This is a genomic window from Limosilactobacillus caviae, assembly GCF_014635905.1.
Classification (GTDB): Bacteria; Bacillota; Bacilli; order Lactobacillales; family Lactobacillaceae; genus Limosilactobacillus; species Limosilactobacillus caviae.
In genome coordinates this window covers 501,122-516,360 of record NZ_BMDS01000001.1, presented here as the reverse complement: position 1 = coordinate 516,360, position 15,239 = coordinate 501,122, and the positions used below count along the sequence as shown (strand labels likewise).

At 37.9% G+C, this 15,239-nt stretch carries 14 protein-coding genes, 1 pseudogene and 1 riboswitch; of the genes and pseudogenes, 10 read left to right on the top strand and 5 right to left on the bottom strand.

Translation table 11 applies throughout. The annotated features are described in order from the left end of the window. Window positions 1-35: 35 nt before the first annotated feature. Both IEU90_RS02245 and IEU90_RS02240 read left to right on the top strand, forming a co-directional pair. Window positions 36-791, top strand: a complete 756-nt coding sequence (locus IEU90_RS02245; RefSeq protein ID WP_188357656.1) for a glucose 1-dehydrogenase — start codon at window positions 36-38, stop codon at window positions 789-791. Between the two features lie 129 nt (window positions 792-920). Next, the gene (locus IEU90_RS02240; RefSeq protein ID WP_188357655.1) at window positions 921-1,763 is read left to right on the top strand and encodes an Rpn family recombination-promoting nuclease/putative transposase; all 843 of its coding nucleotides are present in this window, start codon (window positions 921-923) and stop codon (window positions 1,761-1,763) included. Window positions 1,764-1,824: 61 nt separating this feature from the next. On the opposite strand, the gene IEU90_RS02235 is transcribed toward IEU90_RS02240, so the two are convergent. Together IEU90_RS02235 and yjeM are read right to left on the bottom strand one after the other, a co-directional pair. Then, window positions 1,825-2,610, bottom strand: coding sequence for a sulfite exporter TauE/SafE family protein (locus tag IEU90_RS02235; protein WP_153709124.1), 786 nt, complete (start codon window positions 2,608-2,610; stop codon window positions 1,825-1,827). 71 nt (window positions 2,611-2,681) lie between these two features. Then, window positions 2,682-4,193: a glutamate/gamma-aminobutyrate family transporter YjeM gene (gene yjeM / locus IEU90_RS02230; RefSeq protein ID WP_153709125.1), complete on the bottom strand. Its 1,512-nt coding sequence runs from the start codon at window positions 4,191-4,193 to the stop codon at window positions 2,682-2,684. 131 nt (window positions 4,194-4,324) lie between these two features. Then, window positions 4,325-4,414, top strand: a riboswitch (TPP riboswitch). Window positions 4,415-4,485: 71 nt separating this feature from the next. On the opposite strand from yjeM, the gene IEU90_RS02225 reads away from it, so the two are divergent. The 5 genes from IEU90_RS02225 to IEU90_RS02205 all read left to right on the top strand — a co-directional run bounded on the left by IEU90_RS02225 (window position 4,486) and on the right by IEU90_RS02205 (window position 9,558). Beyond that, window positions 4,486-5,046 carry an ECF transporter S component gene (locus IEU90_RS02225; protein WP_153709126.1) on the top strand — a complete coding sequence of 187 codons (561 nt, stop codon included), beginning with the start codon at window positions 4,486-4,488 and terminating at the stop codon, window positions 5,044-5,046. A 4-nt stretch (window positions 5,047-5,050) separates the two neighbouring features. Continuing rightward, window positions 5,051-6,433 carry an ATP-binding cassette domain-containing protein gene (locus IEU90_RS02220; protein ID WP_153709127.1) on the top strand — a complete coding sequence of 461 codons (1,383 nt, stop codon included), beginning with the start codon at window positions 5,051-5,053 and terminating at the stop codon, window positions 6,431-6,433. Beyond that, the gene (locus tag IEU90_RS02215; RefSeq protein ID WP_188357654.1) at window positions 6,423-7,076 is read left to right on the top strand and encodes an energy-coupling factor transporter transmembrane component T family protein; all 654 of its coding nucleotides are present in this window, start codon (window positions 6,423-6,425) and stop codon (window positions 7,074-7,076) included. Before IEU90_RS02220 ends, IEU90_RS02215 begins: the two co-directional genes overlap by 11 nt. A 40-nt stretch (window positions 7,077-7,116) precedes the next feature. After that, window positions 7,117-7,458, top strand: coding sequence for a magnetosome magnetite crystal formation protein family (locus tag IEU90_RS02210; RefSeq protein ID WP_163704518.1), 342 nt, complete (start codon window positions 7,117-7,119; stop codon window positions 7,456-7,458). A 141-nt stretch (window positions 7,459-7,599) separates the two neighbouring features. Then, on the top strand, window positions 7,600-9,558 hold the full coding sequence (locus IEU90_RS02205) for a cation:proton antiporter (RefSeq protein WP_153709130.1): 1,959 nt from the start codon (window positions 7,600-7,602) through the stop codon (window positions 9,556-9,558). 50 nt (window positions 9,559-9,608) lie between these two features. On the opposite strand, the gene IEU90_RS02200 is transcribed toward IEU90_RS02205, so the two are convergent. Both IEU90_RS02200 and IEU90_RS02195 read right to left on the bottom strand, forming a co-directional pair. After that, a complete protein-coding gene (locus IEU90_RS02200; protein WP_153709131.1) occupies window positions 9,609-9,965 on the bottom strand; it encodes a DUF1304 domain-containing protein in 357 nt (118 codons plus the stop codon). A gap of 13 nt (window positions 9,966-9,978) precedes the next feature. Then, window positions 9,979-10,959, bottom strand: a complete 981-nt coding sequence (locus IEU90_RS02195) for an alpha/beta hydrolase (RefSeq protein ID WP_188357653.1) — start codon at window positions 10,957-10,959, stop codon at window positions 9,979-9,981. Between the two features lie 120 nt (window positions 10,960-11,079). On the opposite strand from IEU90_RS02195, the gene IEU90_RS02190 reads away from it, so the two are divergent. Together IEU90_RS02190 and IEU90_RS02185 are read left to right on the top strand one after the other, a co-directional pair. Further along, window positions 11,080-11,493: a helix-turn-helix domain-containing protein gene (locus tag IEU90_RS02190; RefSeq protein ID WP_163704514.1), complete on the top strand. Its 414-nt coding sequence runs from the start codon at window positions 11,080-11,082 to the stop codon at window positions 11,491-11,493. Window positions 11,494-11,503: 10 nt separating this feature from the next. Further along, window positions 11,504-12,361: an SAM-dependent methyltransferase gene (locus tag IEU90_RS02185; RefSeq protein WP_153709134.1), complete on the top strand. Its 858-nt coding sequence runs from the start codon at window positions 11,504-11,506 to the stop codon at window positions 12,359-12,361. A gap of 100 nt (window positions 12,362-12,461) precedes the next feature. Here the strand turns inward: IEU90_RS02185 and IEU90_RS02180 are convergent, their stop codons facing one another. After that, window positions 12,462-13,874 carry a PTS galactitol transporter subunit IIC gene (locus IEU90_RS02180; protein WP_188357652.1) on the bottom strand — a complete coding sequence of 471 codons (1,413 nt, stop codon included), beginning with the start codon at window positions 13,872-13,874 and terminating at the stop codon, window positions 12,462-12,464. A 150-nt stretch (window positions 13,875-14,024) separates the two neighbouring features. Between IEU90_RS02180 and IEU90_RS02175 the strand changes: the two are divergent. After that, window positions 14,025-15,203, top strand: a pseudogene (locus tag IEU90_RS02175) (MFS transporter). Window positions 15,204-15,239 lie beyond the last annotated feature (36 nt).

Sequence of the window (15,239 nt, the reverse complement as noted above, 5' to 3'; positions counted from 1 at the left end):
TAGTTGCTTGGATTTTATTAAGGAAGTGTCTGATATTGGCTCGCTTAGATAATAAAGTTGCAATTGTAACTGGTGCATCAAAAGGGATTGGTGCTGCCATCGCAAAGAAGTTTGTTGAAGAGGGCGCTAAAGTCGTCTTAACCGCACGAAAAATGGATGAAGGACAAAAAGTTGCTGACCAATTAGGCGACAATGCTGTATTTATCCAACAAGATGTTGCCCGTAAAGGTGATTGGGATCGTGTTATTAGTCAAACTATCCAAGTTTTTGGAAAACTTAACATTGTTGTTAATAATGCTGGAATTGCCGACTATGCTGACATTGAAAAAACAGATGCTGAAATCTGGGATAAAACAATCTCTGTTAACCTTACAGGAACCATGTGGGGAACTAAACTTGGCATTGAAGCGATGAAAAATAATGGTGAAAAGAATTCAATCATCAACATGTCCTCAATCGAAGGGCTAATTGGTGATCCAAATCTCTTTGCCTGCAATGCTTCAAAGGGAGGCGTTCGGTTGCTCACCAAGTCTGCTGCCCTTGACTGTGCTCAGAAGGGATACGACATCAGAGTTAACACAATTCATCCGGGCTACGTTTCTACACCATTAGTAGACAACCTCGTAAAAGATGATCCAAAGGCTAATGATCATCTCGTCAGCCTTCACCCGATGGGACGCTTAGGCAAGCCTGAAGAAATTGCTAATCTTGCATTATACTTAGCTTCCGATGAGTCTAGTTTCAGTACCGGGTCTGAATTTGTTGCTGACGGTGGATATACTGCTCAATAAGCTAATTCAATGTTCCCCAGAGTTCATAATGGATTCTGGGGTTTTATTTTTTAAAAGTGCAAATGTTAATTCTTTTCGTATATATATTTTAGAGGGTATCTCAAGAATAAATTATGGGAGATTTAACATATGTGCACAAACTTAGAGAAGAATATCGCAACGGCATTAGCAATTTGGGAAAAGATGACGATTACCAGTGATCCAATGTTTGGGATGGTAATGGAGAATAAGGAGATTTGCTTAGAACTGATTAATCGAGCATTACCACACTTAAAGGCGCAGAAAGTCGTTCAGCTGGTAACTCAAAAGGATATTAACGTCGTTGCCGCCCGCCGTGTCCGATACGATGTTTATGTTCAAGACGAACAAGGAAATATTATTGTCATTGAAATGCAGGTAGCTGATAAACAAAATTTACCCGACCGTTTGCGATATTATCAAGAGCAGGTTGATCATAGCTTATTATTACCCGGGAAAAACTATCAGGATCTAAGAAAACACCCGACCTACATTATTATGTTTTGCGATTTCGACTATTATGGGCGAGGCTGGGCACGATATACTTTTGAAAACACTTGTCTTCGTGACCACAATCTAAAACTCAATGATCAACGAACAGTAGTGGTTTTTAATGCCTTAGCAAAAGAGTTTAAAAAAGACGAAGAGCCAATTAAAAACTTCCTTGCTTTAATGCGCAATCAAGTAGACAATAAAAGTAAGTTTATTACAAGAATTCAAGATGAAATTGCCAGAGTAAAGCAAGATCCAGAGAGGAGACGGGGCTTTATGAAATTTGAGCTGGAACTAATGGATGCACGTAATGCTGGACTTAAAGAAGGTGAAACTAAGGGAATCTATGCCCTTATCCATACCCTTCGCGACCTCGATGTTGATGAAACCATTATTAAGCAAAAAGTGATGAGCAATTTTAACCTGTCTGATACAGAAGCGATTAAATATTTAAAGAATTAAATAAGTAAAAATGTGTCATCAGCATTCAAATCATATCGAATGCTAGTGACACATTTACTTTCTACATTAAATTTCTTATTACAAGCGATACCGCTAAAATCAGCGAACCAATTCCTACTAATACTTGCATTAATCGGCCTGGTAAATGGCGAACAATAATTGGTCCTAGGTACCCGCCAATTACGTTTCCAATCATCAATGGAATAACATAATTCCAATAAATCGTAGTTTCGATTGCAAAGACAATCCAAGAAGTTGTATTCGTAACCGTCATTGCAACGTTTTTTAAGGCATTATTAACAGCAAAACTTTTTTGCCGATTAATCACGGTAAGCAGTGTCAGCATTAATACTCCAGCCCCCGCATTGAAAAAGCCAGAGTAAATTCCAACAATAAAAATGCCGATAATCGAAAAGAACTGACTAATTCGCGATTTACCAAATAATTTACTATTACCAACCATTGTACCCGTACTTTGCTTAGGCCGATGAGGAAATAGCAGAATAATCCCTGCAAGCGCAATACATAATGGAACCAAATTAGCGAACCATTTACTTGGCACTGCAAATAGCATAAAAGCACCGATAACCGACCCTGCAAATACTAACGGCAAAATAATCCAGAGCTGTTGACGATTATGCTGCAGTTCCTTAAACGATGCAAAAACGGAGCTATAGTTACCCGTAATTGTTGAAAAGGCACTCGTAACATTAGCCATCACAGGCGGTAATCCTAACGCAAGCAACGAAGGATATGATACTAGTGATGCTAATCCTGCGGCAGCACTAATAATTCCTGAGAGGACTCCAACCCCTAGTAATAATAAGATAAAAGCTATTCCATTCATTAATTAAGACCATTCCTTTAAATACTAGTGTTTATTGTAATAATAAATCAGTGTTAAGGAAAGGCTATTATTTATATTTCCGTTTGTCCATTCTTAATTAATACACGTTTCTCCGCAAAAGTATAGAAAGACCATGCTAATAATCCAAAGAAAACCGGCCCAAACGCAGTCCAGAAAGCTGTTGAATAATCGTGTTCCAAAATAGGCTCAATACATGTAAAAATAATTCCAATTGCAACCACGAGCCAAACAATGATACTAACTACCCATGTTACCTTCATATTTTTATAAAAGACAAATGGACGATCCAGCCCCTGCTTTTGCTTAAAGAATGGAAATGCACCAATTAAAAATAAATAAGGTGCCGACGATGAAACATTCATCATATCTGTTAAAACAGTATAAAATTTGGCTGCATTATCGCCACCAAATGAAATAAATAGGATAATTACACTAACTAAGATTGCCTGCATCCACATCGCAAAAGCCGGCATATTAACATTATTTAACTTTGTCAGCCGCTTAGGCAATAACCGTGGATCACACCCTTCAATGAATGATTTAATTGGAGAATACGTCATTACAAACGCTGCTCCCAATCCGCCAAATACATCAGTCAATGCAGTGAATTGAGCAAATAGCCGGCCAATTGTCAGTGCGGTTGAATGACTAACACCTAGCTTAGTTCCCATTACATATCCCATATTATTAATTAAAACATATTCAACATTGGCCAAATTAACATTACTTTTGCCTAATAGCTGATGCCAGTTAGCAGTTACTCCGCATAAAAAGATCGTTAATATATACAAAACCGTCATAATAATAGTTGCTAAAATGATTGCCCGTGGAAAAGTTCTTTCTGGTTTGTGAACCGCGTCAATCACCCCTGCCATTGTTTCCATGCCACCATACGCAAATAATGCATAAACGATAAATGAAACCACAGCAATCGGCGACAGGAACTGCGGATTAGGTGATTTTACCATTGCCGTTGGCGTAACTGCCTCTGCAAGAGTTCCATGATTAAGTACCCATACTAATAAGCTAATCAAAATAAATAATACTGAGATACCAAGAGTAAAGATCCCACAAATTGATGCTATTTTAGCAATTTTATCTATTCCACGCGATGCAATTAACGTCACAGCAAATAAGAAAATAATTTCAAGAATTCCTAACGTCTCATTAGCTCCTAAACCAAATAGGTGCCAACTCTGTGTTTCATCTGTCCCAGAAATCATTGTTGATACTGAAACGAGAAAAAATTGAGTCGATGAAACCAACCACACAACCCAAGCAGCTAACCAAATAAAACTACCAATAAAAGCAGGCTTTTCACCAATCGATCCTCGCAACCATGAAAAAATCCCACCACGAGCTGCTTTAAAAGTTGCCCCATATTCAGCAAACATAATTGAAGACGGAACAAAAAACAGCAGTGCCGCAATTACATACCAAATAATACTTGCATATCCCATTTGAAAATACGCATTTAAAGAATTACTAAATCCATAAATTGACGAAAAAATCATAAGGACTAAACTAGTTAATCCAATTCCCTTCATTGTATCTTTATTCATATAACCACTTCTTTTTTAATAAATATTCATAAAATATAAATAGTATACAACTACTTTCACTATTTGTTAAATATAATGGTCTCTATAAAAAATTAATTTGCATTCATATTATTTTTTAGCTATGATAATGGAGAATAAATCTGGGGTGCCAAACGGCTGAGATAATACCCATTGAACCTGCTCTGGTTAATACCAGCGAAGGGAGATTCAGTGATATTAACTTAATTATTAACTCCATGATTTTTTGTCATGGAGTTTTTTTGCCCTTATTAATAATTAAGGAGTTTTAATTATGACTAAACGTTCATTACATTTGCGCGATATTATTTTACTTGCACTAATTGGAATAATCTTTGGTGTTATTTACTTTGCAGCTGGCTTTGTTTATAACGGATTAACGATTCTCTTAACACCAATCGGTTATGGTCCAATGGCTAATGATCTTACAATGGGAATTTGGTGTATGGCTGGTCCGCTTGCCGGATTCTTACTTAAAACACCAGGGGCTGCTTTCCTTGGTGAATTCCTAGGAGCAGCTATTGAAATGTTTCTCGGTGATCAATGGGGCGCTGCCAATCTAATTTCAGGGGCCGTTCAAGGAATAGGTGCTGAGTTAGGGTTCACTTTTACTCTCTATCGAATGTACAATTGGCTAACGCTTTTGATTTCATCTCTCACTCTTACCTTTATTACTTTCGGCTGGGATTGGTTTAGAAATGGGTACAATCATTTCAGTGGGCAAATGTTAACAATTATGCTGATTGCCCGTTTTGTTTCAATGTTTGTTTTCTCTGGTATTCTTGTTAAACTAATTGCTAACCTTTTGCAACGTGCACACCTAATTAAACAATAAAGCTATGACAAATATTAACTTTAAAAATCTTTCATTTAACTTTGACGACCAATCAATACTAAAAAATATTAATACTGAATTTAAAGAGGGAAAGATTCACCTGCTTACCGGAATTTCGGGAAGCGGTAAATCTACAATTCTTAAGTTAATAGCCGGGCTTCTTCCTAAGTATGGCGGGAAAATAGTTACAGGTACTGTCGATATTCCAACGGGTGCACAGGTCGGAATAGTTTTCCAAGACCCGCTGATGCAGTTCGCCCTTGATACCCCGCGTCATGAATTAGAATTTACTCTAGAAAATTGTCAGGTACCAACTCAGCAAATTCCAGCAAGGATTAACCGCGCTTTAAACTTTGGCAATGTCCAACCACTAGCTAATCGCTTAATATCTACTCTTTCTGGTGGTCAACAGCAACGAGTTGCTTTAGCTGTCACAATGGCAATGCAACCCGATATTCTATTATTAGATGAACCATTTGCTAACGTTGATGAAGAAAACCGGCAATTTATTCTAAAACAATTAAGACAGATCAATAATGATTACCATACAACAATCATCATGACTGATCACGATCTACATGGCTACCAACAACTTCAGCCGCTTGTTTGGCATTTAACTAATGGCTGCCTTTCTCAACTTTCCGTAAAAGATAGTGCTCACCTTTTGCAAAAAGGCATTAATCAAAAACTAACTACTAGTCTGCCGACATCAGATCTACCGGCAATTATTAATTTTGACCACCTATCAATAAAGCGGGGTAATCAAAATCTGCTTTTACCGACTGATCTAGCATTTATTAAGAATAAAACGACCCTAGTAACGGGGCCAAATGGGATTGGTAAATCGACCCTTTTCAAGGCTATCGCTCGGCTTTTAAAATATAAGGGAACTATTACATATGAAAGAGCAAATATTCAGAAATTATCACCTGGGAAATATTACCGTCATCTTGGCTTAGTATTTCAACATGCTAATGATCAATTCTTAAACGTAACAGTTGGCGAAGAACTGGCTTTAGCTCTTAAAACCAGTCAAAATCCTTATTTTAATCATCAGCAAGTACAAAGCGCGTTGAAACTGCTTGGATTAACTGGTCGAGAGGAGCAAATTGTTTATTCATTAAGCGGGGGGCAAAAGAAAAAGCTTCAAATCCTGCTTATGTTAATGCGGGGACAGGATATCCTATTATTAGATGAGCCATTTACCGGCTTAGATCCAGGCTCCCTAAAAAACGTTCTCCAGCTAATCAAGGATGCCCAGACAAAAAAGCCACAAACCCTGCTTATCATCAGCCATCAATTAAATGGTCTCGATGGTTTTATTGATTTCCATCTTAAAATGAATCAGCAGCATCTTAAATATGTTGGAGGCAGCTATGAATCCTAGTTTAAAATTATTTCTTGTTATTTTTCTTTCGCTCGAATTAACTTTTATAACTAAACTATGGGTCAATTTAATTGTCATCATAATATGTTTAATAATCCTCATGCACTACCGATTTCACTGGCGGCAGTTTTGCTGGTTAGTTTTTGTTCCGCTTTTTCCAGCTCTTGCTATTTTTATTACTATTGTCCTCTTTAGTCCCGGCCACAGTCTATTTGATGGTACTGTTCTATTTAGCCGGCTATATGTCTACGTTTGTCTTGGTACCGTCTTTACTTTCACGACAAATACTTTAACCCTTGCTCGTTCATTAGAACAAAATTGCCATCTCCCCAGCAAATATGCTTATGGCGTACTAGCTGCACTCAACCTCATTCCGAAAATGAAGCAAGCTGTTACAACTATTTATACTGCTGGCCATATGCGGGGTGTTAATTTACATTGGTGGTCGCCTACCCTTTACTTTAAGGCGATTCTAGTTGCTATCCAGTGGTCTGATCAATTAGCTCAGGCAATGGAGTCACACGGCTTTGTAGAAGGACAAGCACGAACGATAACTGTTAAAATTCCTATTACTACTCGCGATTGGGTTTATTTTTCTAGTATTCTTATCCTTATTCAGATAATTGTAATTGCACTCCCTTAAGTTTTCATGCGATAATATGCTAAAAGAAAGGACTGATATAGTGAAGGATAATAACTTAACTGATCGGATTGTCAATGCCCTATCATATTTAAGCATCATTTTCTTACCAGTTATATTTCCCTTAATTGTTTGGATTATCGCTAAGAATAGTGATCGACCTACGATTGTCAAGAATGCGCGGTATGCTTTTTGGAGTCAGATATTCCCATTATTATATGTAATTGCAGCTATTCTAGTCTTTAGCGTCTTTTCGTTAAATCCAGCTGATTTTCATGGAGGCGCATTATTTGGTATCCTGCTAACATTTGCTCTTTTATTAGCCCTTTTATTGTTCATTTACAATATTGCAATGGCCGTTAAGATGCTCATTGGACGTGAGTAATTTTAAGATTATCGGTAAAAGAGTTAAGGCTGGGAGAAAACAAAAAAGTTTCCTTCCAGCCTCTCTATTTTTACGAGCATTTAGTAGATAGTTTAACACCAGCCCTTATCTACCTTAAATCATAAGTGAGGTGATTATCTGATGGAAATGATTTTAGGAATTATTCTTCTATTAACCGCAGTTGTTGCAGCTAATGTTGTACACCTCGTCTACCCTAAGATTCCTTTATCCATCTATCAAATTATTGCGGGAATTCTTTTAGCATCCCTGCCTACTGAAGCAACAAACTTCACAATGCATCCAGAGTTATTCATGATGGTAGTAATCGCTCCGTTAATGTTTAATGATGGTCAAAACCAATCTTTCCGTTATCTTTCGAGCAATATTAAGTCGATTTTGTCAATGACAGTAGGATTAGCATTAGTAACCGTCTTAATTACCGGCGGCTTTTTACACGCGATACTGCCGGAAACTTTCCCTTTAGCACTTGCTTTTATGTTAGCCGCGATTGTTACTCCTACTGACGCCGTTGCGGTAAAGTCGATTACTACCAATATGAAGGTACCGGAAAATGTTAACGGTGCACTTGAGTATGAATCACTCTTTAACGACGCATCAGGAATCGTTCTTTTAGATTTAGCACTTGAAACATATAAGTCTGGGCAGTTTTCGCTTAGCCATGGGATCTGGATTTTTGTTTATGTTTTCTTTGGCGGAATCATTTTTGGAGCAGTGCTAGGCAGTCTATTAATTAGTCTCCGAACTAGTTTAATGCGGAAACACGTTGACATTGGCTCAATTGTTATTCCAATTAATGTAATGACTCCAATTGTTATTTATTGGTTAGCCGAAGAACTCCACCTTTCCGGAATCCTTGCGGTAGTTGCTGCCGGGGTCGTTCATAGTATTCTTTATGATCGAATGCGTTTAACTTCAACTAAAATGCAAATGGCAACTACTACCATCTGGACGATTATTAGTGATGCATTGAATGGTTTAGTATTCGTCCTTTTGGGGGTCATGCTTCCCCAGGTCCTTGGTCGAACTTCTTTGAAAAACCTAGGAGAAATTGTTATCTTAGCCTTTGCTATTTACATTATCGCCACTCTCTTAAGATTCCTCTGGGTCCGTTTCAAACTAGTAAACATCCATGCAACCAACATTAATCGCGATAGTCTCTTAATGGCCCTAGGTGGTATTCACGGGACTATTACTCTCGCGTTAGCTTTCTCGTTACCAGTATTAGTTAATAATCATCAATTTACTTTTCGTAATTCAATGATCTTGATTGCGGCAATTGTTATTTTAATTAGTATTGCTGTAGGTGCAATTGGCTACCCTATTATTTTGCCGCCTAAGTCTAAGAGCTATTCAAAGAGCGAGTTCCAAAAAGAGCTTATTAAGACAGTCCAATATGCAATTAACGAATTACGTTCTTCTGAAAAATATTCCCCAGAAAAAGCAATCGTTATTGACCAGCTAAGCAGTCAGATGACCCAGTACCATGAATTCAATCACAATGTTTACAATCAACTAATGGGAAAAACGCATCAAATTGAATTAGCTACTTTAGACCGCCTCAATAAGGAAGGACGCATTTCCGATAAAGAAGCTAAAATCCTAGTTATCTTTGTTACACGGTCTATTTTCCGAATGCACAAACATAGCTTCCTTGAATTATGGGTGATTTTATGGCACCGATTAAAATGGCGTTTTATTCGTCATCGACATCTCAAAAAGGAGCCGCAAAATAACATCGGTCCAAAGCAATTAACTGAGGAACAACGCGCTGAAACAGCTGACATCTTAGAAATAATTAACCGTGAAATTGATAAATACCTTCACTCTATCGAAACCCCGCAAAATGCCAATGAAGTTGCGATGGTACGCCGGACATATTTCCAGCGTAAACGATTCTTCATGCGCGATATTTCGATGGATAGTGATCTTATTACTTCGCTATCTATTGAGGCATTTCAACTTGAGCATAGCTATGTTCAGATGCGACTAGCAGATGATCAATTTTCACAAGAATTAGCGAACGCTTTAAACGAACAAATTTCAACTGACGAGTTAGTTTATACTCAATCACTAGATTAAAAAAAGGAAATTGCTCCACAACCCTTGCAGAGCAATTTCCTTTTTATAGTTTAAATAAATGTGAGTAAAAATGCGATTAACGCTGGTAAAAATTGAATGAGAATAATCTTTTTAGTAGCGGTAAACGCACCGAATAACGCAACAACCATCACAAACACCAACAGCATTTGCCATACCAACACTAGGGTTGCGCCGCTAAATAACCAATAACTAGCAATAATAGCCGCTCCTAAAGCCCCATTATAAATTCCTTGATTAGCAAATGAGACCCGTGCTTCATGCTGTTGCGTAAACTTAAGTGGTAAATCAAAAGCCTTTGCCTGTTGGGCTGGATTCCCCCAAATTTCTAAGGCCATAATTCCTAAATGTTCAATTGCAACAAACATCGTAACAATAATCGCAAGCATTTTTCTCCTCCAATTATTTAATATACTGGTTTAAAAATTTTATCAGATGGCGACGATATTCGCTAGGATGTGTAGCATACGACTTTGCGTGCCCCGCTCCTGGAACAACCCATAGTTCTTTACTTCCTCTAGTTGCCTGATAGTTACGATAAACCATTTCGGTAGGAACAAAATTATCCTTTGCACCATGAATAAATAACATTGGACGATGATTATTGTGCAACATATTAAGTGAGCTGGCATCCCGAATAAGGAAACCGTTCTTTATCCTATTAATTAAACTCATCGTCCCTATTAATGGTACTCGTAAAAACTTAGGAATCCCATAAAGGTTACCGGCTTCGTAATTCAGCTCATCATTAAGGCTAGTATATCCACAGTCTTCCACGAATGCCTTTACTTGGGGAGGGAGGTTAATTCCACTGGTCATCATTGTCGTTGCACCACCCATGCTGACACCAAACAAGACTACCTGACTATCATCCCCGTTATGACGAATAAGTTTATTAATCCATTTTCGGATATCATAACGTTCTGGCCAACCATAACCAATATACTTTCCTTGGCTTTGACCATGAGCTCGTGCATCTGGCATTAAAACATTATACCCCATTTGATGAAAAAGTGCGGCATACTCGCCCATTTTTTCCTTATCCCCCATAAAGCCATGGGCGATTACTACATTTTTAGTTGTAGGTTTAGAAGCCGGGATATAGTCGGCCACTAGTTTATAATTACCACTTGCTGACTTCATCGTCCATTTTTGCTTATCAGTGTGCTTAAACCACATTTTTTGCTCATACAATGGATCATTACGTGATATCTTAGTTGAGTTATTTATAAAATCTTTATGTCCTGGAACCATTGCAACGGAGAAAAAGTAACAACTAGCAGCAAAAATTATAACCGTTATTACTGCTACAATGCTAATAACCCAGCGCCACGGATGCCATTTTTTCTTTTTTATTTCTTTTTTCAAAATAATTAACCCCATGTTGTATTTTTGGTCAATGCTGATAGTTTAGCACACTTTCCGTTACTTTGCATATTCTTTTTATCCAAAATCCCTGTGCTAATGTTAAAATAGATAATGATACACTAAGGGAGTGAAATAATGTTTCCAGAACGCCTACGAGCACTACGGAAGGGTCAAAAGATTACCCTCAAAGAGCTTGCTACCCATCTCAATGAAAATCTTGGTCCAAACGAAAAGCCTAATACTGCTTCACAGATTGGTAACTGGGAACGCGGTATTCGGACACCATCATATGTTGAAGCAAGAAAATTAGCCGAATTTTTCGATGTTAGTCTTGACTATCTTACTGGAAAAACCGATCGTGATGATTTTGACTTGGCAAAACTATTCTTTTCAAGCAAAAATCTTTCATTCAATCAGACAATTCTTTCGAGTGATGACCGCTATGAGATTTTTCAATTAATTGACGGCTACCTAAAAGGACGGCACAATCGTCGCGATACAGATACCTTCTATGGTAAACAGGAGCAATTAGACTTAAAGCTTAAATAAGGAGTAGCTAATGAATCCTAAAAAATTAAAACAATTAAAGAAAAGAGTAAAAAAGGCCCACCAAGTTGTTAACGAACCGGCATACATCCAAGAACTAACAACTTACCGTGACCTTTTTGACAACTTTCCGCCCATTAAATACCTAATTAACAATGTATTAGAAAGTGACCGCTTATTAAAAAACGGCCTTCTTCCTCAGCCATTACCACAATTGCTATTACCGGATAATATTCAAGATACGATCTTCCAACAGGTTAATAGTCAGTTTCCACAAGGAGATCCACGTGGGGATAAACTCTGGAATAAGTACAGTGAAGCATTACCAAAATTAGATAAAGCATTACGTAATTACCGTGATTACCTTGAAGAAACATACGGAATGTGGTCATATGTTAATGCCCCATTTGCAAAAGCTCTTTCTGATTACTTAGCAGGTGCGCCCACACTCGAAATTATGGCTGGTAATGGTTATATTTCGAAAGGATTACGTAATAATGATGCAAGTCAAAAGATATATACCACAGATAATCAAGCATGGATTAAAGAAAATGAGACTGGCAAACACCCCGTTACCACAATTGAAAAATTAGATGCGTTAGCTGCAATCAAAAAGTACGGTAATGGTATTGAGTATGTCATTATGTCATGGGCCCCTGATAAAGGCAAGACTGACTGGGACGTTTTACAATTGCTCCGCTCAGAGTACCCCGAAGTTAAATTGCTCGTTATTGGTGAAAAAAATGGCGCAACTAATTCCAAGAAATTCTGGCAAGAAGCACACCTTAGCCAAGATGATGCACTTAGTAAGGTCAATGCTAATTTACATTCATTTGATTTGATTGATGAACAGATTTACCTAGCTAAATAAATTTTTCTATAATAAAAAAGGATTCTTAAAAAGAATCCTTTTTTATTATGCTGGCTTTATAACGTTTTTATTAGTACCCGTACGTAAAGTATCATTACAACTAAGCATTCTTTGCAGCCATCTTATTAAGGTACCGCCAAATTTGCGGACGATACTTGCGTAACCCAAATAATAGAACAAGATAAATAATAATTGCTAACGTAATCCACAGCGGGTTTTCTGAAATAAAGGCGGCAAATACTAAAACGTTTAGCGGTCGTGCAACTAAGTTAAAACTAGTTACCATCACGACTCCTGTTGGAATAGCAACACCATAATGGGCAACCGCTCCAGTATAAATTGGTCCCAGCCAACTAGCAGCATATAGTCCAAGACTAAACCAAACAACCCCTGTAGCAACAACTTTAAGAATATTTCCCCGTGTGATAGCAACAATGGACTCAACCATGTAAGGGATCGCAATCAAATCAACGACAGGTAATGTTTTGTTTCCTGGGAGAATAAATGCCATTAAAACCATAATTGGAATAAGAATAATCCCAGAAATTAATGTTGCAGACTCACCATAGCCAACCCCATCGTCAACTGCCAAGAACCATCGTTTTTTATCATAACGGTTATTCTGCTTATCATGCTTCTTCTTCTTTTGCTGTTCATCAATTGCCGCAGATAAAGGAGTAAACGCCTGTGCAAAGACTTTAGTAATTAAAGGGAAAATTGTCATAACAGCTGCAAGTTGAACTGCGACACTTGTAATTTGTCCCCATGCTTTCATTGTTGTAAGTGATGATAAATTGCCGAGGATTCCCAAAATCAGACCTAAGATTATTCCCATTGTAATTGGCTCGCCAAAAACACCGAGTTTCTTCTTAAAATCTTTTGGCGTCATCTTGATTTTATTAAATCCAAGTAAATTCCAGAGCGGGTCAAGCAAGATGGCAGGAACAACCTGCTCAATATTATGAAGGGCATCAACAGTCGTATTCTCAATTCCATAGTAATCAGACCATCGATCAGCTTGAATTTCAGCTAATACCAAAGAATATAGCAGCATGAAAAACTCAAGTCCTAATGATAGCCAATAATTATGAGTAGCGTAAAAAGCTAACGTTCCCCAAATCATATAGCCAAAATTATTCCAAATGTTAGAAGGAAGAAATACTTTTGTCACTCCAACAGCAAATAAGATTAACTCTACTAGTAAGCCAAAAACAAAAAACGATAAACCGACTGTCGATCCAAAAGCTGCTAATGACCCAGCTTCCCAACCAATATCAACAACTGGCAACTTAATCCCAGTATTATTTACCATTTGTCGAACAACTTTAGTAATAACTGGCGTAAACTCGGTGATCACCCAGGTAAATCCGGTTAGTCCAACTCCGGCATAGAAAGCACTCATCATTGCCGTTTTCGGTTTTACTCGTAGTAATAATGCAATGATAAATATTATTAACGGAACTACTACACTCGCACCAAATGTTTGAAAAATAGTATGAACTTCCTGAAGCATCCTTCACACCCCTTAATAAAATAACCTGCTACCTACATTCTCGCTAAAGCTGCCATTTTTAGCAAGTTAAAAGGTTTATGCTCTAGAAATAAGCAGAGAAATTTGCTACAGTATGGTGAGTTTGAGATTTATTAGGGAGGGTTACATTTTATGAAATATCGCTTACAAGCTATTATTTTTGTATTTGTTGCATTTATGCTTGGATGTAATGAGTATATGATTGTTGGTGTTTTGCCTGACATTGCCCATGAATACCATGATTCTCTTGGTAAGTTAGGGCTGCTTGTCACCGTATTTGCCTTAGTCTATGCCATTTTCACCCCGATTATTACTTCAATGGCGAATCGTTGGCGACGACACCACGTTTTGTTAGTCCTCATGGTTATCTTTTTTATTGGCAACACGTGGACAGCAATGGCCCCCCAATTTTATTTCCATGCTGCTTTCACGAATTCTAACTGCTAGTGTTGCCGGAGCAATTATTTCAATGGTTCTCGTAATGGCTAGTTATGTTGCCCCACGTGATAAAAGAGCAAGTTTAGTCTCCTGGGTTTTCGCCGGTTTTAGCATTGCCTCGGTTATTGGAATTCCTATCGGGACTGTTATCAGCACCACCCTTACTTGGCACGATAGTTTTTGGATGATTTCAGGGATCACGATTATTGTCTTTATTGCTTTAATCTGGTTAGTTCCCCGTGATACGCCGCAATTTAAGAGTACACTTAGTAAGCAATTCGTCCTCTTTAAGGATTCGCGGATTATTCTTGGTGTCTGCTTTATTGTTGCTGTTTGCGCAGCCGATTATACTGTCTACACTTATATTCGGCCATTGATCACTAACGAGATGGGATTCGATAATACTTGGTTAAACTGGCTCTTATTTGGAATGGGTATTTTCTTCATCATCGGTAACAAATTTGGCGGCTACCTTGCTGATCGCGGAGGTATTCACCGTCTAAGCGGGATATATGCAGCTATGACTATTTTATTTCTCATCTTTGGCCCAGCCCCCCAGCCCTACCATTCAAGTGGGGTGCAATTATCATTGTCGCCATTCTTTGTGTTGCTTTTTCCTGTTATGGTTCTTCTACCCAGTTAATGTTCCTTGACATCGCTGAAAAACAATACCCGCAATCACTTGATCTTGCTTCTTCGCTAAACTCAATTTTTGCTAATATTGGTATTTCCCTAGGCTCATTTACGGCTTCTCAGGCTGTTACATTTACGGCTATGAGTAATTTAGGATATGTTGGTGCTCTTTACGGGCTTCTTGCCACGGTTCTTGTCGTGATCCTTAGTCGCCGCTATACAGGGATGCGTAATTATTAGAATAGTTAAACGAGTCCAAAACGTTATTATTTCGCT

Bases quoted from the DNA above. Each gene is read 5' to 3' on its own strand.
- IEU90_RS02235 (WP_153709124.1), bottom strand. From the start codon at position 2,610: ATGAATGGAATAGCTTTTATCTTATTATTACTAGGGGTTGGAGTCCTC.
- IEU90_RS02190 (WP_163704514.1), top strand. From the start codon at position 11,080: ATGTTTCCAGAACGCCTACGAGCACTACGGAAGGGTCAAAAGATTACC.
- yjeM (WP_153709125.1), bottom strand. From the start codon at position 4,193: ATGAATAAAGATACAATGAAGGGAATTGGATTAACTAGTTTAGTCCTT.
- IEU90_RS02195 (WP_188357653.1), bottom strand. From the start codon at position 10,959: ATGGGGTTAATTATTTTGAAAAAAGAAATAAAAAAGAAAAAATGGCAT.
- IEU90_RS02215 (WP_188357654.1), top strand. From the start codon at position 6,423: ATGAATCCTAGTTTAAAATTATTTCTTGTTATTTTTCTTTCGCTCGAA.
- IEU90_RS02200 (WP_153709131.1), bottom strand. From the start codon at position 9,965: ATGCTTGCGATTATTGTTACGATGTTTGTTGCAATTGAACATTTAGGA.
- IEU90_RS02220 (WP_153709127.1), top strand. From the start codon at position 5,051: ATGACAAATATTAACTTTAAAAATCTTTCATTTAACTTTGACGACCAA.
- IEU90_RS02205 (WP_153709130.1), top strand. From the start codon at position 7,600: ATGGAAATGATTTTAGGAATTATTCTTCTATTAACCGCAGTTGTTGCA.
- IEU90_RS02180 (WP_188357652.1), bottom strand. From the start codon at position 13,874: ATGCTTCAGGAAGTTCATACTATTTTTCAAACATTTGGTGCGAGTGTA.
- IEU90_RS02225 (WP_153709126.1), top strand. From the start codon at position 4,486: ATGACTAAACGTTCATTACATTTGCGCGATATTATTTTACTTGCACTA.
- IEU90_RS02185 (WP_153709134.1), top strand. From the start codon at position 11,504: ATGAATCCTAAAAAATTAAAACAATTAAAGAAAAGAGTAAAAAAGGCC.
- IEU90_RS02240 (WP_188357655.1), top strand. From the start codon at position 921: ATGTGCACAAACTTAGAGAAGAATATCGCAACGGCATTAGCAATTTGG.